A 21213-nucleotide genomic window follows, 5' to 3' on the forward strand; every position below is an offset into this window, starting at 1 on the left:
CGATGACTTCACCCGTCAGTACCTCCGCTACACCCGCTCAGGCCCTTGTCATCATGGGCGTCAGCGGTTCAGGGAAGACCGAGACGAGCCTGGGCGTTGCCCGCTGTCTTGGCTTTCGTCATATCGAAGCCGACCATTTCCATTCCGCTGAAAACGTGGCCCGCATGCAGGCCGGTACGCCATTGACCGATGCCGACCGTATCGAGTGGCTCGATTGCCTGCGGCTTGAGATGCAAAAGGCCGTTCAGGATGGCACGGGATTCGTGCTGTCCTGCTCGGCACTGCGTCGCAGCTACCGGGACCGTCTGCGTGATGCCGTACCCGGCCTGCGTTTCGCGTATCTATCGGTCGATTACGAAACGGCGCTCCAGCGAGTCGGAGAGCGTTCTGGCCATTACATGCCTACGTCACTCGTCAAGAGCCAGTTCGACACCCTCGAATCTCCCAGAGGAGAGCCAGGGGTGTTGTATGTCGATGCCTCCAAGGCCAGCGATGCGGTTGTTCAGGAGGTAAGCGCCTGGATGCATGCGCCAATTCCAAGTAACGAAATGGCTGCCTTGATCAGCCTAGCCTCAAAGATGCCCGATGCACCTTCTCCGCGGAACGAGCCGCCCCTGACCAGCGAGCCGATCTATAACAACCGCACGGCCCAGCGCTTCGATAAGCTCACCGACAGCTTGATGGCCATTCTGATGGCCTTCATGGTGGGTGCTGTCTTTGTCAATGTGGTGCTGCGTTATGCGTTCGGCTCCGGATGGGCCGGGGCCGAGGAGCTGTCCCGGCTGGCCTTCGTCTGGCTGATCTTTGTTGGCGTTGCGTCCAGCATGCGTCGCGGCGAGCTGATGAGTTTTACCCTGATCCGTGACAAGTTTCCGCGCATTGCCCGGCGGCTTGTCGATTCGGTCAGCGCCTTGCTGATTGCCACAGGCAGCGGCCTGTCTGCCTGGGGCGCGTGGTATCAGATGCAGTTTGGCTGGCAGAACGCGAGCCCCGTGGTGGGCTACCCGTTGGCTATCGCCATGCTGCCGGTACTGGTCAGCATGATTGCGCTCGCGCTGCTGGCACTGGTGCAACTGCTTAATGCCTGGCGTACCGAGCGGGAGGTGCCGCCGGCCCTGGCAAATGTCACGGCAGACTGAGCCCGGTGTAATCAGTCGATTCCAATAACAAGACTACGAGGCACTGCCTCCCTTAAGGGCTGATCATGACCGTTGCTGTCTTTCTTTCCTCCCTGTTGGGCTTCATGGCGTTCGGGATGCCGATTGCGTTTGCGCTTCTGCTGACCGGCGCGGTGCTGATGTGGTACCTGGACTTCTGGGATGTGCAACTGCTGGCCCAGAACCTACAGGCCGGTGCCGACAGCTTTCCGCTCCTGGCTGTACCGTTCTTTATATTGGCTGGCGAGCTGATGAACGCAGGCGGCATTTCCCGACGCATCATCACCATGGCCCAAGCCTTTGTCGGCCACAAGAAGGGCGGGTTGGGTTACGTTGCCATTGCCGCCTCGGTGCTGCTGGCCAGCATGTCGGGTTCGGCCCTAGCCGATACCGCGGCGTTGGCAACCCTGCTATTACCCATGATGCGTCAGCGCGGCTATCCGCTCAGCTCTTCCTGCGGACTGGTGTCGGCGGGCGGCATTATTGCGCCGATCATTCCGCCGTCGATGCCCTTTGTGATTTACGGCGTTGTAACCAATACCTCGATCAGCCAGTTATTCCTGGCGGGTCTGGTTCCTGGGCTCATCATGGGAGCCGGGCTGATCATCACCTGGACATTGATCGCCCGAAGCATTCACGAGCCGCCGCAGCCCAAGGCTTCCTGGGCGGAACGCCGTCATGCCATCGTGGACGGCATTGCCGCCCTGATGCTGCCGGTGATCATTGTAGGTGGCCTGCGGGGCGGTATCTTTACACCCACCGAGGCAGCCGTGGTCGCGGCGGTGTATGCGCTACTGGTTTCAACGCTGCTGTACCGGGAGCTGAGCTGGAACGCGCTGGTTGAAGTGCTGACCCGGTCCAGCCGCACCACGGCCTCGGTGATGTTCCTGTGTGCGGCCGCGACCGTTTCGGCCTACATGGTCACACTGGCCCAGCTCCCCGATGAAATCGCTGCCATGCTGGGACCGATTGCCGACAATCCCAAGCTGCTGGTAGCCGCCATCATGCTCTTGATGGTAGCCATCGGCATGGTGCTGGACCTTACGCCCACCATCCTGATCCTGGGGCCTGTCCTGGCACCCATTGCCGCCAAGGCGGGCGTCAACCCGGTTTATTTTGGCGTGATGTTTGTGCTGATCGGCTCGATCGGCCTGATTACACCACCCGTGGGCACGGTATTGAACGTGGTCGGAGGGATCGGACGCATCCGTATGGAAAAGCTGGTACAGGGCGTGTTGCCCTTCTTCTTTACCTATATCGCCATTGTTGTCCTGCTGGTGATCTTTCCCGAGATCATTACCGTACCGCTGAAGTGGTTGCATTGAACGGCCTGGGCCCTTGTAGAGCCCAGGCATCAGGCTTTATCAACAACAATAAAAGGAACGCCCATGAAACGCTTTCTCTTCGCAACCCTGGCCACGGCTGTGCTCTGTGGTCCGCTGGCCGCCCTGACAACCCAGGCCGCCGATGATATTCGTCCCCGCATGATCCGCTTCGGCTATGGCCTCAACGAAGACAGCAACCAGGGACGCGGCGCCAAGGTGTTTGCGGAGGAGGTGGCCAAGGCGTCAGGCGGCAAGCTCAAGGTGCGCACCTTTGGCGCCGGTAGCCTGGGCCCGGATGCCCAGATGCAGAATGCGTTGATTGGCGGCGCGCAGGAAATGATGGTGGGCTCTACCGCGACCCTGGTCGGCATCACCAAGGAAATGGCGATCTGGGATACGCCCTTTTTGTTTTCCAATGCAAAGCAGGCGGATTATGTGCTCGACGGGCCGGTCGGCCAGCAGATCATGGACAAGCTCCAGGATAAGGGCCTTGTTGGCCTCGTCTACTGGGAAAACGGCTTTCGCAACATGACTAACAACGTTCGCCCGATAAACAAGCTGGAAGACTTCTCCGGCATCAAGGTGCGGGTGATGCAGAGCCCGGTCTTCATGGATACCTTCAAGCAGCTGGGTGCCAATGCCGTGCCGCTGCCGTTCTCCGAACTCTTTACCGGCCTGGAAACCAAGGCCGTGGATGGGCAGGAAAACCCGTTCAACACGATTCTGTCATCCAAGTTTTATGAGGTGCAGAAGTACCTGACCGTGACCAACCACGTCTATAGCCCCTGGATCATGATGGCCTCCAAGCGCTGGTGGGATGGGCTGTCCAAGACCGAACAGGACATCCTGATGGAGGCAGCCAGAAAGGCACGTGATGCCGAGCGGCTGGACACACGCGCCGAAGGCGAAAAAGCCCTGGAAGAGCTGAAGGCCCACGGAATGCAGATCAACCAGGTAAGTGCAGAGGAAACCCAGCGCATGCGTGAAAAGGCGCAGCCGGCCATCCAGTCGGTTATCGATACCGTGGGCAAGCCGCTGTTCGATCAGGTTCAGGCTGAAATCCAGAAAGCGCCGCAGTAAGGGGCACTTCACCCTGTAAATCGAGGGTGCAGTACCAATCTTCCGCACTCTGCTTGCAAGCCTTAACAACACCAGAAAACCCCGGCCCGCGCGCTGGGGTTTTTCATATATACAAAAAGTTATAAGTAAATGAATAAAAATGATTTTTAGGTATAAGCTAAGGCTTGCTATGGTTCGCTACATACCTGAAGGGCATACCGACCCTGACAGGACAGTTGAAGGGGAACGGCATGCTAGTGGTTTCGCTGGCGGGCAGCCCGGGGGCCAAATCCCGATCGAGCGTACTGCTCGGCGAGGCCCGGCAATGGCTGAACGCACATGGGGTCGAGGTAGCCTCCTGGCGCATCCAGGATTTCCCGCCTGAAGATTTGATCCAGGCGCGGTTCGATAGCCCTCAGGTCAAGGCCTTTGTCGAGCACGTGCACAATGCGGACGGCCTTGTGGTGTCCACACCGATCTACAAGGCCTCGTTTTCCGGGGTACTCAAGACGGTGCTCGATCTGCTGCCGGAGCGGGCACTCAGCCACAAGGTAGTGCTGCCGCTGGCAACCGGCGGCTCCATTGCGCACATGTTGGCGGTGGACTACGCACTCAAGCCGGTTCTGGCTGCGCTCAAGGCGCAGGAGATCCTGCCCGGCGTGTTCGCCGATGACAGCCAGGTCAGCTATGAAAGCGAAACACCGCTCTCATCTGCACTGGCGGAGCGTTTGGACGAGTCACTGGAGCTTTTTCTAGCCGCACTGGCCCGTCGACCGAAGCCGGTCGAGCCACATGTTTTGACAGCGCAGCTGACACAGGCACGCTGGAGCATCTGATGTAACCACTCCCCCACGGGAGAACAGATTACCGACCTTACTGACCCGACAACGGGGCAGCAGGCAGGACACCACTCGAAGCCAAGGAGCACGCGATGCGCGTCAAACCCTTGCATCGAGGATGGGTTGCCGCGCTGCTGCTGGCCCTGTCACTCGATGCCACCGTTCAAGCCGCCGAAACCTTACGGGTCGGCTATCAGAAATACGGCACGCTGGTGCTGCTCAAGGCCCGTGGCACGCTGGAAAAGCGCCTGGCCGAGCAGGGCGTTACCGTGCAATGGACTGAATTTCCCGGCGGCCCTCAATTACTGGAAGGGCTGAATGTTGGCAGCATCGACTTTGGTGTTACTGGTGAAACCCCACCCGTTTTCGCTCAGGCGGCGGGTGCTGACCTCGTATATGTCGCCCATGAGCCGCCCGCGCCGACCAGCGAAGCGATCCTGGTGCCTAAGGATTCTTCCATCCAGGCGCTGGCCGATCTCAAGGGCACAAAGATCGTTCTGAACAAGGGCTCCAACGTTCATTACCTGCTGGTTCGCGCGCTGGAAATGGCAGGCCTGAAATACAGCGACATCCAACCAATCTACCTGCCTCCGGCTGATGCCCGTGCCGCTTTTGAGCGCGGCAGTGCCGATGCCTGGGTTATTTGGGACCCGTATCAGGCGGCTGCGGAAAAACAGCTTCAGGCGCGCACGCTTACCGACGGTACCGGGCTGGTCGACAACCACCAGTTCTATCTCTCAACACGCCCTTACGCCCAACAGCACCCGCAAGTCATTGCCACGCTGGTCGACGAGGTTCGCTCGGTAGGGGAGTGGGCAAAGGCCAATCCTGAGGAGGTCTCCAAGCAGGTCGCGCCGCTGCTCGGCTTGCCGGAAGACATTGCCCGTACGGTCGTGGCGCGGCAGGGCTACGGAGCCCAGTTCATCTCCCCTGAGGTGGTAACCGCGCAGCAGAAAATTGCTGATGCCTTTACGCAGATCCGTCTGATTCCCAAAACGCTGGCGGTTCGTGACGTGATCTGGACACCGCCTGCCAACCTTGCCCAGCGCGCGGAGGTAAAACCATGAAGCCTGCTTTCCTGACCCGCAGCCTGATCCTGCTCGGCACGCTGGCAGCGTTCGCGTTCCAGACCGCCTCGGCCGATCCCGCCGAGTTGCGCATCGGTTATCAGAAGAGTGCCGTGAATCTGGTGGTGGCGCGGGAGAAGCGCTTCCTGGAGACGCGCTTCCCGAACACGCAGGTTCGTTATGTGGAGTTTCCGGCCGGGCCGCAGCTGCTCGAAGCCCTGAACGCAGGCAGCATCGATTTGGGTGCGACAGGTGATATCCCGCCGATCTTTGCCCAGGCTGCCGGAGCCGATCTGCTCTATGTTGGCACCGAGCCCGCCAAGCCGTTGGCCGAAGTCATTCTGGTGAGCAAGGACAGCCCGATCCACACCCTGGCGGATCTCAAGGGGAAAAAGGTAGCCTTCCAGAAAGGCTCCAGCTCCCATGCGCTGCTGCTTCGAGCGCTTAATCAGGCAGGCCTCAACTACACCGATATCCAGCCGGTCTACCTGCCGCCTGCCGATGCCCGTGCAGCCTTCGATCAGGGCAACGTGGACGCCTGGGCCATCTGGGATCCCTTCTATTCGGCGGCGCTATTAACCGGTCAGGTGCGTGTGCTGACCGATGGTCGTAACGGGCTTTCCAACTCAGGCTCCTTCTACTTGGCGGCCCGTCCGTTTGCCGAGCGCAATCCAGACCTTATCCCGCAGATCTTCAATGCGCTGAACCAGGCCGAGGCGCTCACGCGGGCCAATCCCGAAGGCAGTATCGAAATCATGACGCGCCAGCTGGGACTGCCGCAGGACGTGGTGGCCTCCTATTTCAGCCACCGTCCGGATTCGCCCATCAGCCCGATTACTGCCAGGGACATCGAAAACCAGCAGCAAACCGCTGACCTGTTCTACCAGAACCGCCTGATTCCCAAGCCGATACGCGTGGCCGACGTTGCGACGCCCGCCGTACCGGTTACTGCGCAACGCCAAACCAACACCGAGGTGACGCCATGAATACCAAGCCCCTGCCTACGATCGCCAGCCGTCTGGTCGAGCGCTACCTGAATGGGATGGATCGGGCGATGGCACGCGTCATGGTGTGCCTTTGTCGACGCCCATGTGCAGCCCTTGCCCCTGGTGCCCACGGCTGATGCCGCTAAAAGCACCCTGAAGCCCACATTCGAATTGACCCAGATTTCCATCTGACGGAGCACTGTACATGAGCAATCTCAACGTTTTCTGGTTTCTACCAACGCACGGCGACGGCCATTACCTCGGCACAGCAGAGGGCGCCCGCGCCGTTGACCACGGCTACCTGCAACAGATCGCCCAGGCGGCGGATCGGCTCGGGTTTGGCGGCGTACTGATTCCTACCGGCCGCAGCTGCGAGGACTCCTGGCTGGTGGCGGCCTCGCTGATCCCTGTGACCCAGCGACTCAAATTTCTGGTAGCGCTGCGCCCCGGCATCATTTCACCCACCGTTGCTGCTCGTCAGGCCGCTACGCTCGATCGCCTGTCCGGCGGGCGGGCATTGTTCAACCTCGTGACCGGCGGCGACCCGGAAGAACTGGCCGGGGACGGGTTGTTCCTGAGCCATGAGGAGCGTTACGAGGCCTCGGAAGAGTTCGCCCATATCTGGCGTCGCGTGCTGGAAGGCGAGACGGTCGACTTTGACGGCAAGCACATCAAGGTCAAGGGCGCCAAGCTGCTTTATCCGCCGCTGCAACAGCCGCGTCCGCCACTGTACTTTGGAGGCTCCTCCGAGCCTGCCCAGGAGCTGGCTGCCGAGCAGGTCGAGCTGTACCTGACCTGGGGTGAACCGCTTGAGGCGGTGCGCGAGAAGATCGAGTCTGTACGTGAAAAGGCCGCTCGCCATGGCCGTACCGTTCGCTTTGGGATTCGCCTGCACGTCATTGTCCGTGAGACGAACGAAGAGGCCTGGAAGGCGGCCGACCGGCTCATCGCCAATCTGGATGATGCCACCATCGCCAAGGCCCAGGCTTCGTTTGCGCGGTTCGATTCGGTTGGTCAGCAGCGCATGGCTGCGCTGCACGGCGGACGACGCGACAAGCTGGAAATCGCGCCTAACCTCTGGGCCGGTGTAGGGCTTGTGCGCGGCGGGGCGGGGACTGCCCTGGTCGGTGACGGCCCTACGGTGGCCCAGCGGATGAAGGAATATGCTGAACTGGGTATCGATACCTTCATCCTGTCCGGCTATCCGCACCTGGAGGAGTCCTATCGCGTGGCCGAACTCCTGTTCCCGCACCTGCCGCTCAGCCGGCCCGAGCAGCCGGCGGGTGCCAATAACATCAGCCCCTTCGGCGAGATCGTGGCCAACGACATCGTGCCATCCTCAACCACGAAGTATGCCGCGCAGAGCTGAGGAGGCGGTATGAATCATACGATCAACACCTCCCTGCAACGCGTAGCGCCCTGGGTGCTGCCCGTGCTGCTCCTGACCGGGTGGCAGGTGGCCGTGGAAACCGGCCTCTTGTCCAGCCGTATCCTGCCGGCACCCAGTGCAGTACTGGAAGCAGGCTGGAGCCTGGTGCGCAGTGGCGAACTCTGGCAACACCTCGCCATCAGCAGCTGGCGCGCCAGTATCGGCTTTGCTATCGGAGGTAGTATCGGCCTGCTCCTGGGCTTTATCACAGGGCTTTCGACCTGGGGCGAGCGTTTGCTCGACAGCTCCGTGCAGATGGTCCGCAACGTACCGCACCTGGCGCTGATCCCACTGGTCATCCTGTGGTTCGGGATCGACGAGTCGGCCAAGATCTTCCTGGTCGCCCTGGGTACGTTTTTCCCGATCTACCTCAATACCTATCATGGCATTCGCAACGTTGATCCGGCTCTGGTGGAAATGGCGCGCAGTTACGGGCTCTCTGGCTATCGATTGTTCACGCAGGTCGTGTTGCCCGGGGCGCTGCCGTCGATCCTGGTGGGCGTGCGCTTCGCCCTGGGCCTAATGTGGCTGACCCTGATCGTGGCGGAGACCATCTCGGCCAGTTCCGGCATCGGTTACCTCGCCATGAACGCCCGTGAATTCCTGCAAACCGACATCGTGGTTCTGGCGATCGTGCTGTATGCCGTCCTCGGCAAGCTGGCGGATCTTGCGGCCCGCGGCCTTGAGCGTGCATGGCTGCGCTGGCATCCGGCCTATCAGAAAAAAGGAGGTGCAGCATGACGGCTTTGCACAGTCTTCCTTACAAGCGGGGAACAGCCCTGACCCTGGAAGGGGTCGGCAAGCGGTTCGGTGAGCGCGACGTTCTTCAGGGCATCGACCTGACGATTCCCTCCGGTCAGTTCGTGGCCGTGGTGGGGCGCAGCGGTTGCGGCAAGAGCACCTTGCTGCGGCTGGTGGCCGGGCTGGATAAGCCGACTGGCGGGCAACTGCTGGCGGGCAAGGAGCCGCTTGCCCGGCATCAGGACGCGACCCGTCTCATGTTTCAGGATGCCCGCCTGCTGCCCTGGAAACGCATCATCGATAACGTCGGCCTGGGCCTCAAAGGCCATTGGCGGCAGAAGGCGCTAGAGGCGCTGGACGCCGTGGGGCTGGCTGAGCGGGCCCATGAATGGCCGGCTGCGTTGTCGGGTGGACAGAAACAGCGTGTGGCCCTGGCGCGGGCTCTGATTCATGAGCCGCGCCTGTTGCTGCTGGATGAGCCCTTGGGTGCGCTGGACGCCCTGACCCGCATCGAGATGCAGCAGTTGATCGAACGTCTCTGGCAGCAGCATGGATTCACCGTTCTGCTGGTCACGCACGACGTTGGCGAAGCCGTAGCCATGGCGGATCGCGTCCTGCTGATCGAGGAGGGCCGGGTCGGCCTGGACCTCAACATCAATCTGCCGCGTCCGCGCAACCGCGGCTCGGCCGGGCTTGCCGCACTGGAGGCCGAAGTGCTGGCCCGCGTACTGGCCCAACCTTCACTGCCCGACCATCACGACACCGACTACCGTCCCACGCAACTGCGCTGGGCACTTTGATCACTTGAGGAGCACAACCATGACCATCAAAGCCATCAACGTTCGTAACCAGTTCAAAGGCACCATCAAGGAAATCATCGAAGGGTCGGTGCTTTCTGAAATCGACGTACAAACCGCTGCCGGGATCGTTACCTCCGTGATCACCACGCGCTCGGTCAAGGAGCTGGAACTGGCGGTCGGCAGCGAGGTGATTGCCTTCGTGAAGTCCACGGAGGTCTCGATCGCCAAACTCTGATTGCCACGCGGTCACCCACGTCACGCTGCCTGTAGTTATTCCCCTATAAGGCACCTTTAGCCCGCCGCAAGGCGGGCTCTTTTTAAGACCGACGCCGATTGACCGTTTCAAGCGTGTGCTGGATAAGCGTATCGAACTGGATGGGCTTGCTTAAATGAGCGTCGAAACCCGCCTGCATGGCCTTGTCGATGTCCGTCTTGCTGCCGTAACCCGTCAAGGCAATCGCTGGCGTCTGCTGATTGAGACTGTCCTGACGCAACGCGATCATCAGCTCGTGTCCATCCATGCCCGGCATGCCAATATCCGACAGGATCAGATCGAACACATGCTCTTTGGCAAGTGCCAGTCCCTGCTCACCGCTGCAGGCCGGTGTAACCTCGGCCCCTTCGCTTTCAAGCAGCATCTGCATGGTTTCGACAATATCTTCGGAATCATCCACCAGCAGCAGCTTGAGCCCCTGCAGTTGTCCCGCCTCCGAGCAGGTGTCGATACACTCGCCAGTTGCCTCGTTGTGGCTGCATTTCGGTATCCAGACCGTAAAGCGTGAGCCTTGGCCCACGCCGGCCGATTCGGCTTCAATCCGGCCGTTATGAGCCTCGACCAACTGCTTTACCAGGGCCAGGCCAATGCCCAGGCCATGCCGGGCGCGCGCCGTATTGTGCATTTCAGCCTGGCCAAACATGTCGAATACCTTGGGTAGAAACTCAGGCGCGATGCCTTGTCCGGTATCGATGACATCCAGCCGGACGCTGTCGCCGTCTTCGCTCAGGCGGAGCGTAACGGTGCCGCCAGCAGGCGTGAACTTCACTGCGTTGTTAAGCAGATTCCATACGATCTGTTCCATCCGGGTGCGGTCCGCCTCGATCAGCAAGGGCTGCTCGGACACATTGGGACCCTCCAGGCGGATAGACTCGGCAACTGCCGTAGGCCGCAGGACATTGGCAATTTCCTGCAGCAGGCTGACAACATCCACTATCGTGCGATCGAGCTTGAGCTTACCGGTTCGCACACGTGAGAAATCGAGCAGATCGTCGATGATCTGGGCCTGACTGCGTACCGAGCGCTGGATCGTTTCGGCGGCGCGCAGCGTGGCGGCGGAGGCACGAACCGAGGGCGCGCGAGCAATCAACTCAACGTTCAACTGAATCAAATTCAACGGATGCTTCAGCTCATGGGACATGACGGCAAAAAACTCGTCCTTGAGCTGGCTGCTGGTTTCCGATCGGACCAGTTGATCGTCCTTCTCGCAGGCACGCTGATACTCTTCTGTGGTGTCCTGGGCGATCTTGGCATAGCCGCGTAGCTCGGTATCTTGCATAGGGTAGGTGACACCACTGCAATACAAGCGGCTGCCATCCTTGCGCTGATGCCAGCGTTTATCAAGGGAGTGGCCTTTCTCCCGGGCAATTCTAAGTTCCTCAAGGTGTATGCCCTTGGCCCGCTCTTCAGGCGTGAAGATGGTCTCGATGCAGTGCCCGGCCACCTCCGCCTCGGAATACCCGAACATGATTTCGGCGCCATGGTTCCAGGTGGTGATGAGTCCGTTTTGATCCATGGTGATGATGGCGTAGTCACTGACGCTTTGTGCCACCAGCTTCATATGGTTTTCGCTGGCGCGTACCTGCTCTTCAGCTTCACGTCGCCCGGTTATATCAATAAAGGTGAGTACCGCGCCTTCTATTCGGTCATCCGCCGTGCGGTAGGGCAGCATCCTGGCCAGATACCAATGCCCATTCGAGGCGCAGATTTCACGCTCGATCAGGTGCAGGGATTCGAAGACCCGGGTCGCGTCCTCAGCCAGTTCGTCGTAATCCAGCCGATGCGTGATATCGAGCAGGGAGCGTCCGGCATCGTTGGCGATGATATTGAACAACTCGGTTGCTCGGGGCGTGAACCATTTGATACGCATGCGACGGTCCACGAATACCGTGGCGATATCCGTCGAGGTGATCAGGTTCTGAAGATCGTCATTGATCTTGCCGGTCTCTTCAATTTTACTCTTGAGTTCAGCGTTAACAGTAATCAACTCTTCGTTGATCGACTGCAACTCTTCCTTGCTGGTCTCCAGCTCCTCGGTGGCCGACCGCAACTCTTCATTGATGGCCTGAAGCTCCTCGTTGGATGCCTTGAGTTCTTCAGTAGAGGTTTCGGAGTGCTCGATGGTGAGCTGCAACTGCTCCTTGGTGCGGTGCAGCTCCGCTTCGAGCTGGGTGAGTACGCTGTCCTTGGCTTCGGTATGCGGTGTGCTGGACTCCATGCTCATCACATCCTCGACTTCATCGAAGATCACCAGCATGAAATCGCTGTTGGCCTCATCGTCGCGGAAGGGGCGCACGACCATGTTGATGTAATACGTCCGATCGTCACGGGTGATTCGCACCCGCCGTGCCTCGACGCTCTTATTGGACTGTATCGCCTGGAAGAGCGCAGTCCGCAATTCAACGCGCAGTTCGGGTAGTACCAGGGTTGGCAAGCTGTGAGACGGCTCGCCGCCCACATAGCGCAGGAACCGCCCGGCACGGTCCGACATGTGCACAATGTTCGATTCGTGATCGACGATTACGCTGGGTGGCGCATACTGCTCCAGTACCCGGCGATGCACTTCGGCAAAAGAAACCTTCTTGCTGCGGCTCCCCTGATGTTGGGGCAATTGTACCGCTGGATAGCCTGTGCTGAGTTGCAGTACCGGGCGGGACCGAAGGATCCCGGCCGTGTTTTTGGCCTGATAGATACGGTTCTTTTTATCGACTGGCGTAAACAGGTTGCTGCACATGTCGGCTGATTCGGAGCTGCCTAGAAAAAGATAGCCCCCTGGCTTCAACGCAAAGTGAAACGTTTGCAGGATTTCACTCTGCACTTCACGGTCCAGATAAATCAGCAGGTTGCGGCAGCAGATCAGGTCCAGCCGGGAAAAAGGGGGGTCGCTCAACAGGTTATGCGCCGCAAACAACACCCGCTCGCGAAGCTCTTTCTTGATCCGGTAATGGATCTGCTCTTTCGTAAAATGCTGGCGCAGACGGGGCGGAGGAACGTCCGTGACAATGGCTTGTGGGTATAGGCCTGCACGCCCTGTGGCCAGTGCCTGATTGTCGATATCGCTTGCAAACACCTGGATTTTGGCAGGCGAGCCTCTTAGCTCAGCCTGTTCGGTGAACAGCATGGCCAGGGAATAGGCTTCTTCACCTGTCGAACAGGCAGCAGACCATATCCGCATTTCACCGTCTTCGCTCTCTGCCGCAGCGAACTGCTCGAACAGGTCGGGAATAATGTCTCGCTCAAGCGCCTCGAAGGCTTCGCGATCCCGAAAAAAGTTGGTCACGCCTATCAGCATGTCTTTGAGCAGGGCGGGCGTTTCCTCGACATGATCATGCAGAAATGTTGCATAACTGCTCATGTCCGGGATGGAGTTGACCTGCATGCGCCGTTCGATACGGCGCAATATGGTGGCGGTCTTGTATTGCTTGAAGTTATGGCCGGTGCGCGTTAGCAGCAGCGTCAGGATATCCCGAAGGGCCAGCTGATTCGTTCGATTCCTGATCTGAGGATCGATCTGCGGCTCGTTCTCTTCACGGGGATCGTTAATCGGTATCTGGATATTTACCAGATTGGCAGCGATTTCCAGCAGCTTTGGCGGCATTTCAACCACAGGCAGGACGATATCCACCACACCGGTAGAGATGGCGCTGGTGGGCATCGAGTCATAATCGGCATCCTGTGGCGACTGCGCAAAGGTAATGCCGCCTTGCTCCTTTACCCGGGCAAGCCCCACCGAGCCGTCTGCTCCGGCGCCCGATAGCACGATGCCAATGGCCTTGGTGCGGTGAACATCGGCCAGCGTTCGAAAGAACAAGTCGATTGTTACCTGATCCCCACGGGTGCGCTGCGGCTCTCCTAGACGCAGATAGCTGTCGTTCATGCTGAGATCCTGGCCCGGCGGTATCACATAAACGTGATTCTTCTCGACTGGGACAGGACTTGTGACCTGCTTTACCGGCATCTTGGTTACGTTTTGCAGGATACGGTCAGCCGCGCTCGTGTGCTTGGGCGACAGGTGCATGATGACTACAAATGCCATGTTGCTATCGCTGGGCATGTGTTCAAAGAACTTCAGAAGGGCTTGCAAACCGCCTGCCGAGGCGCCGATACCTACCACCGGAAAATCAATAGTGCTGCGAGTCAGGTTCTTCTGATTATCAGGAACCGATGGTTGGGTAGTAGTGTTCATATAACCCCGTACGATCCAGCGACTCGCCTATAGGTGAGGCGAAATGTAAGTAACAAGCCTTGCGCAGGAGTACTGTCAGGCAAACCTGTTAAAGCTTTTATATGGTCCAAGACAGCGCTCAAAAATTAGAAACAATGCGGTGAGCAAAGGCCTTCAAGCATAGCGCCTGATTCAGGTCTTTTTCAGTAACAGACGAGTGGCCTGACTCCGGCCTGATACCTGTGTTCGCTGAATACTACTGAATTGAAGGTATCACACCACATACAGGGCGATGGTAATAAAGTGCAGCAGGCTGCCCCCCATGACGAATAAGTGCCAGATGCCATGCCAGTGGCGAAAACGGTGATCGAACGCGAAGAAAACGATCCCTAGTGTATAAAGGCAACCCCCTGTGACCAGCCAGGTAAAGCCTGCCGCGCCCAGCGACGCCAGCAATGGATTGACCGCGACCAGAACGATCCAGCCCATCACGGCATAAATTACAACGGACAGAACGCGGGCCTCTGAACGGGGTTTGATCTCCTGCAGCATGCCGATGGCCGCCAGCCCCCAGACGATAGCGAACAGCGTCCAGCCCCAGGGGCCTTTCAGTGTCACCAGGCAGAAAGGCGTGTAGCTGCCAGCAATCAACAGGTAGATGGAGAGATGATCCACCTTGCGCATGACGGTTTTCGCACGGCCCTGCACACTGTGGTAAATCGTCGAGGCGCTATAGAGCAGCACCAGCGTGACGCCATAGATAATGATGCTGATGACCTTGGTTGGTGAGCCGTCCAGGCTGGCCCGTACCAGTAGCCATACCGCACCCATGAACGCCAGGGCTGCGCCGATCAGGTGCGTCCAGGCGTTGAATCGCTCTCCGTAGTACATAGTTCTCCCAGGCTGAATGCCTTCGGTTCATATCAGTACCGCGCCTGCATCAGCGACAAGAACCCGTCTGGCATGGGCTTTCTAGACGTGCTCAATCAGGCCTGCCGCTGTGCTGAGCAGTTTGTCGCTTTGATCGCATGGCAGAGCAAGGATTCCCACCCGTCGCCGCACAGCTAAATAGCCGCACACCCCAGGCCGAATGCGCCTATGGTGAAGTAACTACGTTGCTATCATGCTGCCATGACCCCTTGAGGGTGTTTTATCTACACCCCAGCCTCTCTTTGGATCACTGCCGCCTCGGCTCGCACGGGATGTTTCCCTGCGGCCTACCTTATCCAGGAGCCTTTCATGTCTGATCGTCAAACCGGTACCGTCAAATGGTTCGACCGTGTCAAAGGGTATGGCTTCATTGTTCAGGCCCAGGGGCCTGAATTGTTTGTGCACCACAAGTCGGTCAACGGTGGTCATGCGGTCAAGCAGCTGATCGCGGGCCAGCCGGTTTCCTACATTGCCGCTGAAGGCAAATTAGGGAAGGGCATGCAGGCTGAACATGTCGAGGCACTCTAGGTGCCTCGCACTGGCTTGTGGAGCCATAAACGCAGCGCTGGCTGCCAATATCTACCATTCTGCTCGGCGAGGTGTTTCACATGAAGGCGTATCTCAAGACCCTGTCATCCTCCTTTGAGGTTAACCGGCCCGTCATTTCAGCCGTTCGACCTGACGGCAGTCTGACGCTAACGTTTTCAACGCAAAACAAGGATGTAGTGGCCATACGTGTGATTTCCGCAGCCGATCTGGATGATCAGGAGCGGTTACATACGGTTATTGATGGTATCAAGACGCAGCTCGCGGTTATGGCTGGGAAAATGAACCGAAAAGCCGCCACCCGCAGCAACATGGTGTACCTCAGCCGATTCCGCAGTGAGTGGGCATTGGCACCTTTGGCACCGGGTTTTACAAAGCCGTTTATATCACCGGATGGGCCCGTGCCTACCTGATCATTGTCCAGGTGCAGGCATGCCCACGGGGTATGCCTTGGGCGAATCGGTTGGCAGGCTATTTTCCAAGGCAATAAAAAAGCCCCGCAGTGCGGGGCTTTTTTGGATCAGGTGTCTTAAGCGACTTGAACCTGATCAGCTTGCATGCCTTTCTGACCTTTGACGGCCACGAAGGACACTGCTTGACCTTCACTCAGGCTCTTGAAGCCTGAACTTTCGATCGAGCGGTAGTGGACGAACAGGTCCGGACCACTCTCAGGAGTGATAAAACCAAAACCTTTTTCATCGTTGAACCATTTGACGGTGCCATTTTGACGACCAGACATGATGTATCTCCAGGGTAAAATAAGGCTGCGGCGCTGAAACATTCAGGCCGAGACTGAGGTGCGAAAGTAAAACGAGCCGAGGAGATGAAACGAAAAACAGAACATCAAGCCAGGTATCGAAGTAGCAGTTGCAAAGCAGTGAGATCACAATACGCTTTTTTCAGCTCTTGTATACCTTTATTTTTATTTTCTCGATTATTTTTCTCTGCTAAGAAACGGTTTAAATAACACTTGCTCAATGAAATCAGAGTGTTAGACCAAATAAATGGCAGACCTATAATATTTGGGAAGCATAAATAATGGAGTAATAATGGTCATATTTTTTTTTCATTTATTCCGTCCGTCTAGGTTCAGTATAAAAGCAACACATGGACGTGAAAGAGAGTACAGTGGCCTTACTGTATAGCTAATTGTCACCGCGATGCTGACTTGATGGCCTGTCTGAAATCATCTCCTCGGTTCCTCTGCCCGTTAGGTGCAGTCTCGGCGCATTTCAAAGGCTGCCGTGATTCATACCCAGGAGAAAAATCATGTCCATTAGACATCAAGGCACTATCAAGTGGTTTAGTGAAGATAAAGGATTTGGCTTTATTATTCCGCAAGAAGGACCAGACCTTTTCATTCATACGAAATCTTTTGAAAACCGAAGCTTCAGAGGCCCGAATGAAGGCCAGCTTGTGAGTTATCAGTTGATCGTAGGGCCTAAGGGCTTCGAAGCGGGACAGGTCAGAGAGCGTTGACATAAGGCCCCGCCAAGCCGGGGTTTTTCACGTTTATTAGCGTAAGGAAAATTCATGTCAACTGACGTATCAGCCCCTGTTCTCACCTATATGAAGTCGCAGTTTCTGCCCTTGGGTTTCCAAGTGCTAGAAGAGAGCGAAAAAGGCTTCGCCGTACGCATCTTCAATCAGCAAAGCGGTATTACCATTCTAGAAGCCAGACGAAATAGTTCACCTTATCAAATGAGCCAGGCTGAGGCGCAAGTGTGGGTGACGGGCATCAAGCGTGAAATAGATAATCAGTTTGATATTCGAAGAAAGAATAGTCTGGCCAAAGTTTAACGAGGCGCAACGGTTATTCATTAACTATACAGGTACTTCATGACTGCCTGGACAATCAAGACCAGTGACGGAAGAACGCTACATAGCTGTTCATTACGAGGAAAGTTGGTCACGGTGGTATGGCAGGAAAGAAACATACCGGCTATGTGTACTGAATCCCAGCGGCCGTCTATTGAATTTCGCCATGAACATCAGGCTCATGCGTTTCTCGCTTCGCTGAAATTGTTGCGGGTGGAAGAGTTCAGCGATGCCGCTATTGTGCAAACCATAGGAAGATGAAATCGGCTTTTTACCGGTATTGTTTTTAAGCTCTGGTTATCGGTGTGTCTGTTCTACCAATTTAATTCATAAGCCCTCTGGCAACTCCCAATTGCCCTCATCAGGTTATTACTTTTACACGCTTAAGGCAGATGTCTCTGTGTAGCTCTATTTTAGAGAGGCTATGCCAGACCCTCATGCGCTTGAGCTCTTCTCTGGAGGCCGAAATACTCCAAAGAGCAGGCTCTTTCTATCGCTCAGGCAGATACGTCTGAAGCGAGCGATCAGGTCATGTCAGGGAGGGTGACGATCAAAGAGGGGTATTAGAGGTTGGTAAAAGCGTGGATTTACTCAAACGGTAGGAAGTGTCTTCAGCAGCGCCTGAAAACAGAGCTTGAGCGGAAGCTGGGCCTCCGCTCAACCACTCAGCTGCTAGCTGCGGCCGCCGCCATGGCTGTTCTGGCCACCTTTTTTGCCTGCTTCAGAGGCCTTCTCGCGATCGTTGGCAAAGTTACCGCCGCTGTTCTGACCCCCTTTCTTACCTGCTTCGGAGGCTTTTTCGCGGTCGTTGGCAAAATTTCCTGGGTTGTCGTTTTTAGCAGTCATTTGAATTCTCCAGGGGGAAACCCTGATTCGGCTATTGATGATCAACAGCCTTCCTAGGTAAGGAGAGGGATATCCGCCGGGAGTTCAGATATTACGGGCTGATGGTAAGAAAGAAGACCAATGGCATAGGGGGCGTAATCATTCAGGCCAAAGCGCGGCAGCTTATCGAGGAACAAGCCTTATTCCATTAAATAATAAATCAATTATTACTTATTCTTTGTGCGTATTTTAGGTGTGCGTACACTGCTGGCATGACTCCTGTAGAGGCATCGCCATGGGCACCACCCCGATACACTATCTGATCGTTCCCGGCTGGCAGGGCTCGCCTGACAATCATTGGCAAAGCCACTGGCAGCGTGTTCTGCCTGATTGTTCTCGGGTAGAGCAAAAGGATTGGTTCATGCCGCAACGTCAGGAATGGGTGGATGAACTGGAGCGCAGCCTGAAGGCCTGCCACGCTCCGGTTATCCTTATCGCTCACAGCCTGGGCTGTGCAACCGTGGCCCATTGGGCCCAGCAGGCCGACCCTGAAACAAGACAGCGTGTAGTCGGTGCGTTGCTGGTTGCACCCGCAGACGTCGAGCGGCCGGCCTGTCCCGCGCCGCTAAAGAATTTTGCGCCATTGCCTCGGCAGGCTCTGCCGTTTCCGGCGCTGCTTGTCGGCTCCGGTAACGACCCCACTGCCACACCGGAGCGCGCGCGTTATCTGGCGAATATCTGGGGCGCCGCCTCAACGATCCTGGCCGATGTTGGTCACATCAATGTGAAGTCCGGTCATGAACGCTGGGAGGACGGTTTCACATTCCTGTACCAGCTGCAGCATCAAATCGAGCGAACGTCACGATACCGGGCTTAACTTATCCGGACCATCTGTCCAGGCAGGTGGCCCCTTGAACCGATACAGGAGGATCACCATGAGCCTTAGATTGGGCGATATAGCACCCGATTTCGAACAGGATTCCAGCGAAGGCCGTATTCGTTTTCACGAGTGGCTGGGCGATAGCTGGGGCGTGCTGTTCTCGCACCCGGCCGATTTCACGCCCGTCTGTACGACAGAGCTTGGGTTCACGGCCAAGCTAAAGAACGAATTCGCAGCCCGAAACGTCAAGGTCATTGCTCTGTCGGTCGATCCGGCCGATTCTCACCGCCGTTGGATCGATGACATCAACGACACTCAGAAGACCACCGTCAACTTTCCCATCATTGCCGATGAAGATCGAAAAGTGTCGGGCCTGTACGACATGATCCATCCGAACGCGAACGACTCGCTGACGGTTCGCTCGTTGTTTGTCATCGACCCGAACAAAAAGGTCCGGCTGATCATCACGTACCCGGCCAGCACGGGACGTAACTTCAATGAGATCCTGCGGGTGATCGATTCGCTGCAGCTGACCGATAACCATAAGGTGGCTACGCCAGCCAACTGGGAGCAGGGTGGCGATGTGGTGATCGTGCCTTCGCTCAAGGATGAAGACGAGATCAAGCAGCGCTTCCCGAAAGGCTATCAGGCGCTGCGTCCCTACCTGCGCATGACGCCCCAGCCAGACAAGTAACATTCCCCCGAGGAGCGGCAGTTGCCGCTCCCGTCTCTACAGGCGTGGTGCCCCAGGCGTTGCCGTCTGAGAACTCCTGCTCATTTGTCATCTCTGATAAGTACCCTGGGCCTCTCTCCGAAGCATTCGTCTGGATATTTGAGGCGCCGAGTCATAGTCTTGTCGACCTGTTCAGACCGCTCCGGTGTGGTCGATCAATGACTTTTACTCTTTGGCAGGGCCAATCGAATTGAAGCAACTAACGCGCCTGGAAAGTGGAATCGAGGGGCTGGATACCTTATTGCGGGGCGGCTTTGTGGCCGGCGCGTCATATATCATTCAGGGCCGTCCGGGTTCCGGCAAGACAATTCTGGCCAATCAGATTGCCTTCAACCATGTGCGCAAGGGTGAGCGTGTCCTGTTCGCCACGTTGTTGTCCGAATCCCATGAGCGGATGTTCCAGTTTCTTTCCACGCTCAGCTTTTTCGATCACAGCCAGATCGGCGGTGATATCCAATACCTTAGTGCGTTCGACACCATGGAGCAGGAAGGGCTGGAGCCGGTCGTCAAGCTGCTGCGCCGGGAAATCTCCCGGCAAAAGGCGACGCTGCTGGTGGTCGATGGACTGCTCAATGCCCGCTCCAGAGCCGAAACGCCTTTGGACACGAAGCGATTCATCGCCGAATTGCAGGCCCATGCCGCCTTTGCCAATTGTACGGTTCTGTTTCTGACCAGCTCGCGCCTGGATGACGGCAGCCCGGAGCTGACCATGGTCGACGGGGTGCTGGACGTGGGTGAAGAGCTTCGTGGCGTGCGCTCCATTCGTCGCATGAGCCTGCGCAAGACGCGTGGTAGCCCTGCAATTGCCGGGCTGCATGAGTATCAGATCACTGAAGATGGGTTTGTGGTCTATCCAAGACTCGAGGCTGTCTACAACACGCCTTATCGTCCGGAGCAGATTGATGAGCGCCGAGTCGGCACAGGGCTGACCAGTTTTGACCAGATGCTTGCAGGAGGCCTTAGCCGATCCTCCATCTCCTTGCTGATGGGGCCGTCAGGAAGCGGCAAAACCTCCATGGGCCTGAGCTTTATTGCCCAGTCCTCTCTGGAAGAACCCGGCGTGATCTTCGGGTTTTACGAGACGCCAGACAGGCTCCGGATCAAGGCACGCAGCATGGGGCTGGATCTGGGCGGCCTGATCGATAGCGGCGCTGTACATATTCATTGGCAGCCAACGATTGAGTTGCAGCTGGACCAGGTAGGCCATCAGATTATTGATGAGGTCCGCCGGTTGAAGGCCAGGCGGTTATTGATTGACAGCCTCGGCGCCATTGCTCGCATGGCCAGCAAGGAGGATCGACTCATGGAATTCTTTACCGCGCTCACCAACCAGCTCAGGTCTATGGGTGTCACAGTGTATGGCACGTGGGAGATGAAAGACCTCTTCGGGTCGGATATTCATGCGCCTGCGCCTGAACTGTCAGGCATTACAGACAATCTGTTCATGATGCGCTTTGCGGAAATGAATGCCGAACTCAAGCGGGTCATTTCCATATTGAAGGTGCGGGACAGCCACTTCGACCCGTCACTTCGTGAAATTGTTATCAGTGATAGTGGTATTGATTTAGCTAAGGCTTTCAGAAATGCGGAGATGGTTCTTTCAGGCTCAGCAACGTCGAACAGTCAGGGCTGATGTCGT

The 21213-nt window shown here is 57.3% G+C and carries 22 protein-coding genes; 18 read left to right on the forward strand and 4 right to left on the reverse strand.

Features of this window, described 5'->3' with window-relative positions:
- The first annotated feature begins 2 nt into the window (after positions 1–2).
- From GM154_RS03555 to GM154_RS03605, 11 genes are all read left to right on the forward strand, one after another.
- Entirely contained in the window at positions 3–1139 is a 1137-nt protein-coding gene (locus GM154_RS03555) for a gluconokinase, GntK/IdnK-type (protein ID WP_219651017.1), read from the forward strand.
- 65 nt (positions 1140–1204) lie between these two features.
- The gene (locus GM154_RS03560; RefSeq protein WP_219651018.1) at positions 1205–2482 is read left to right on the forward strand and encodes a TRAP transporter large permease; all 1278 of its coding nucleotides are present in this window, start codon (positions 1205–1207) and stop codon (positions 2480–2482) included.
- 63 nt (positions 2483–2545) lie between these two features.
- Positions 2546–3562: a TRAP transporter substrate-binding protein gene (locus GM154_RS03565; RefSeq protein ID WP_219651019.1), complete on the forward strand. Its 1017-nt coding sequence runs from the start codon at positions 2546–2548 to the stop codon at positions 3560–3562.
- A gap of 230 nt (positions 3563–3792) precedes the next feature.
- Positions 3793–4377, forward strand: a complete 585-nt coding sequence (gene ssuE, locus GM154_RS03570; RefSeq protein WP_219651020.1) for an NADPH-dependent FMN reductase — start codon at positions 3793–3795, stop codon at positions 4375–4377.
- A gap of 95 nt (positions 4378–4472) precedes the next feature.
- Positions 4473–5447 carry a sulfonate ABC transporter substrate-binding protein gene (locus tag GM154_RS03575; protein ID WP_219651021.1) on the forward strand — a complete coding sequence of 325 codons (975 nt, stop codon included), beginning with the start codon at positions 4473–4475 and terminating at the stop codon, positions 5445–5447.
- Complete coding sequence (locus tag GM154_RS03580; protein ID WP_219651022.1) at positions 5444–6433, forward strand: aliphatic sulfonate ABC transporter substrate-binding protein; 990 nt, start codon at positions 5444–5446, stop codon at positions 6431–6433. The genes GM154_RS03575 and GM154_RS03580 overlap by 4 nt, the downstream gene beginning before the upstream one ends.
- The gene (locus GM154_RS03585; protein ID WP_219651023.1) at positions 6430–6570 is read left to right on the forward strand and encodes a hypothetical protein; all 141 of its coding nucleotides are present in this window, start codon (positions 6430–6432) and stop codon (positions 6568–6570) included. Before GM154_RS03580 ends, GM154_RS03585 begins: the two co-directional genes overlap by 4 nt.
- 68 nt (positions 6571–6638) lie before the next feature.
- A complete protein-coding gene (ssuD, locus tag GM154_RS03590; protein ID WP_219651024.1) occupies positions 6639–7802 on the forward strand; it encodes an FMNH2-dependent alkanesulfonate monooxygenase in 1164 nt (387 codons plus the stop codon).
- 9 nt (positions 7803–7811) lie between these two features.
- Complete coding sequence (gene ssuC / locus GM154_RS03595; protein WP_219651025.1) at positions 7812–8603, forward strand: aliphatic sulfonate ABC transporter permease SsuC; 792 nt, start codon at positions 7812–7814, stop codon at positions 8601–8603.
- Positions 8600–9403 (forward strand): aliphatic sulfonates ABC transporter ATP-binding protein, encoded by an 804-nt coding sequence (gene ssuB / locus GM154_RS03600; RefSeq protein WP_219651026.1) that lies wholly within the window; start codon positions 8600–8602, stop codon positions 9401–9403. Before ssuC ends, ssuB begins: the two co-directional genes overlap by 4 nt.
- A gap of 19 nt (positions 9404–9422) precedes the next feature.
- On the forward strand, positions 9423–9638 hold the full coding sequence (locus GM154_RS03605; RefSeq protein ID WP_219651027.1) for a molybdopterin-binding protein: 216 nt from the start codon (positions 9423–9425) through the stop codon (positions 9636–9638).
- An 82-nt stretch (positions 9639–9720) separates the two neighbouring features.
- Here the strand turns inward: GM154_RS03605 and GM154_RS03610 are convergent, their stop codons facing one another.
- Positions 9721–13863 (reverse strand): CheR family methyltransferase, encoded by a 4143-nt coding sequence (locus GM154_RS03610; RefSeq protein ID WP_219651028.1) that lies wholly within the window; start codon positions 13861–13863, stop codon positions 9721–9723.
- A gap of 252 nt (positions 13864–14115) precedes the next feature.
- On the reverse strand, positions 14116–14733 hold the full coding sequence (locus GM154_RS03615) for a hemolysin III family protein (protein WP_197872567.1): 618 nt from the start codon (positions 14731–14733) through the stop codon (positions 14116–14118).
- Between the two features lie 348 nt (positions 14734–15081).
- On the opposite strand from GM154_RS03615, the gene GM154_RS03620 reads away from it, so the two are divergent.
- Together GM154_RS03620 and GM154_RS03625 are read left to right on the forward strand one after the other, a co-directional pair.
- Positions 15082–15300 (forward strand): cold-shock protein, encoded by a 219-nt coding sequence (locus tag GM154_RS03620; RefSeq protein WP_010795836.1) that lies wholly within the window; start codon positions 15082–15084, stop codon positions 15298–15300.
- Between the two features lie 80 nt (positions 15301–15380).
- A complete protein-coding gene (locus tag GM154_RS03625; RefSeq protein WP_010795835.1) occupies positions 15381–15731 on the forward strand; it encodes a DUF3509 domain-containing protein in 351 nt (116 codons plus the stop codon).
- A 116-nt stretch (positions 15732–15847) separates the two neighbouring features.
- On the opposite strand, the gene GM154_RS03630 is transcribed toward GM154_RS03625, so the two are convergent.
- Entirely contained in the window at positions 15848–16057 is a 210-nt protein-coding gene (locus GM154_RS03630; protein ID WP_010795833.1) for a cold-shock protein, read from the reverse strand.
- A 530-nt stretch (positions 16058–16587) separates the two neighbouring features.
- Between GM154_RS03630 and GM154_RS03635 the strand changes: the two genes are divergently transcribed.
- On the forward strand, positions 16588–16797 hold the full coding sequence (locus GM154_RS03635; protein WP_019367346.1) for a cold-shock protein: 210 nt from the start codon (positions 16588–16590) through the stop codon (positions 16795–16797).
- 54 nt (positions 16798–16851) lie between these two features.
- Positions 16852–17118: a hypothetical protein gene (locus tag GM154_RS03640; RefSeq protein WP_010795831.1), complete on the forward strand. Its 267-nt coding sequence runs from the start codon at positions 16852–16854 to the stop codon at positions 17116–17118.
- Positions 17119–17808: 690 nt separating this feature from the next.
- Here GM154_RS03640 and GM154_RS03645 read toward each other — a convergent pair.
- Positions 17809–17982, reverse strand: coding sequence for a general stress protein (locus GM154_RS03645; RefSeq protein WP_010795829.1), 174 nt, complete (start codon positions 17980–17982; stop codon positions 17809–17811).
- A 274-nt stretch (positions 17983–18256) separates the two neighbouring features.
- Here GM154_RS03645 and GM154_RS03650 point away from each other — a divergent pair, with 274 nt between their 5' ends.
- From GM154_RS03650 to GM154_RS03660, 3 genes are all read left to right on the forward strand, one after another.
- A complete protein-coding gene (locus GM154_RS03650; RefSeq protein WP_219651029.1) occupies positions 18257–18838 on the forward strand; it encodes an alpha/beta hydrolase in 582 nt (193 codons plus the stop codon).
- Between the two features lie 58 nt (positions 18839–18896).
- Positions 18897–19535: a peroxiredoxin gene (locus GM154_RS03655; RefSeq protein ID WP_219651030.1), complete on the forward strand. Its 639-nt coding sequence runs from the start codon at positions 18897–18899 to the stop codon at positions 19533–19535.
- 229 nt (positions 19536–19764) lie between these two features.
- Entirely contained in the window at positions 19765–21207 is a 1443-nt protein-coding gene (locus tag GM154_RS03660; RefSeq protein ID WP_219651031.1) for an ATPase domain-containing protein, read from the forward strand.
- The last annotated feature ends 6 nt before the right edge of the window (positions 21208–21213 follow it).

Source organism: Pseudomonas sp. MAG002Y, assembly GCF_019400845.1.
Classification (GTDB): domain Bacteria; phylum Pseudomonadota; class Gammaproteobacteria; order Pseudomonadales; family Pseudomonadaceae; genus Chryseomonas; species Chryseomonas luteola.

Coding starts and splice junctions, on each gene's coding strand:
- GM154_RS03610 (WP_219651028.1), bottom strand. CDS start 13,863: ATGAACACTACTACCCAACCATCGGTTCCTGATAATCAGAAGAACCTG.
- GM154_RS03650 (WP_219651029.1), top strand. CDS start 18,257: ATGGGCACCACCCCGATACACTATCTGATCGTTCCCGGCTGGCAGGGC.
- ssuB (WP_219651026.1), top strand. CDS start 8,600: ATGACGGCTTTGCACAGTCTTCCTTACAAGCGGGGAACAGCCCTGACC.
- ssuE (WP_219651020.1), top strand. CDS start 3,793: ATGCTAGTGGTTTCGCTGGCGGGCAGCCCGGGGGCCAAATCCCGATCG.
- GM154_RS03645 (WP_010795829.1), bottom strand. CDS start 17,982: ATGACTGCTAAAAACGACAACCCAGGAAATTTTGCCAACGACCGCGAA.
- GM154_RS03635 (WP_019367346.1), top strand. CDS start 16,588: ATGTCCATTAGACATCAAGGCACTATCAAGTGGTTTAGTGAAGATAAA.
- GM154_RS03575 (WP_219651021.1), top strand. CDS start 4,473: ATGCGCGTCAAACCCTTGCATCGAGGATGGGTTGCCGCGCTGCTGCTG.
- GM154_RS03640 (WP_010795831.1), top strand. CDS start 16,852: ATGTCAACTGACGTATCAGCCCCTGTTCTCACCTATATGAAGTCGCAG.
- GM154_RS03625 (WP_010795835.1), top strand. CDS start 15,381: ATGAAGGCGTATCTCAAGACCCTGTCATCCTCCTTTGAGGTTAACCGG.
- GM154_RS03605 (WP_219651027.1), top strand. CDS start 9,423: ATGACCATCAAAGCCATCAACGTTCGTAACCAGTTCAAAGGCACCATC.
- GM154_RS03655 (WP_219651030.1), top strand. CDS start 18,897: ATGAGCCTTAGATTGGGCGATATAGCACCCGATTTCGAACAGGATTCC.
- GM154_RS03580 (WP_219651022.1), top strand. CDS start 5,444: ATGAAGCCTGCTTTCCTGACCCGCAGCCTGATCCTGCTCGGCACGCTG.
- ssuC (WP_219651025.1), top strand. CDS start 7,812: ATGAATCATACGATCAACACCTCCCTGCAACGCGTAGCGCCCTGGGTG.
- GM154_RS03585 (WP_219651023.1), top strand. CDS start 6,430: ATGAATACCAAGCCCCTGCCTACGATCGCCAGCCGTCTGGTCGAGCGC.
- GM154_RS03620 (WP_010795836.1), top strand. CDS start 15,082: ATGTCTGATCGTCAAACCGGTACCGTCAAATGGTTCGACCGTGTCAAA.
- GM154_RS03565 (WP_219651019.1), top strand. CDS start 2,546: ATGAAACGCTTTCTCTTCGCAACCCTGGCCACGGCTGTGCTCTGTGGT.
- GM154_RS03555 (WP_219651017.1), top strand. CDS start 3: ATGACTTCACCCGTCAGTACCTCCGCTACACCCGCTCAGGCCCTTGTC.
- ssuD (WP_219651024.1), top strand. CDS start 6,639: ATGAGCAATCTCAACGTTTTCTGGTTTCTACCAACGCACGGCGACGGC.
- GM154_RS03615 (WP_197872567.1), bottom strand. CDS start 14,733: ATGTACTACGGAGAGCGATTCAACGCCTGGACGCACCTGATCGGCGCA.
- GM154_RS03560 (WP_219651018.1), top strand. CDS start 1,205: ATGACCGTTGCTGTCTTTCTTTCCTCCCTGTTGGGCTTCATGGCGTTC.
- GM154_RS03630 (WP_010795833.1), bottom strand. CDS start 16,057: ATGTCTGGTCGTCAAAATGGCACCGTCAAATGGTTCAACGATGAAAAA.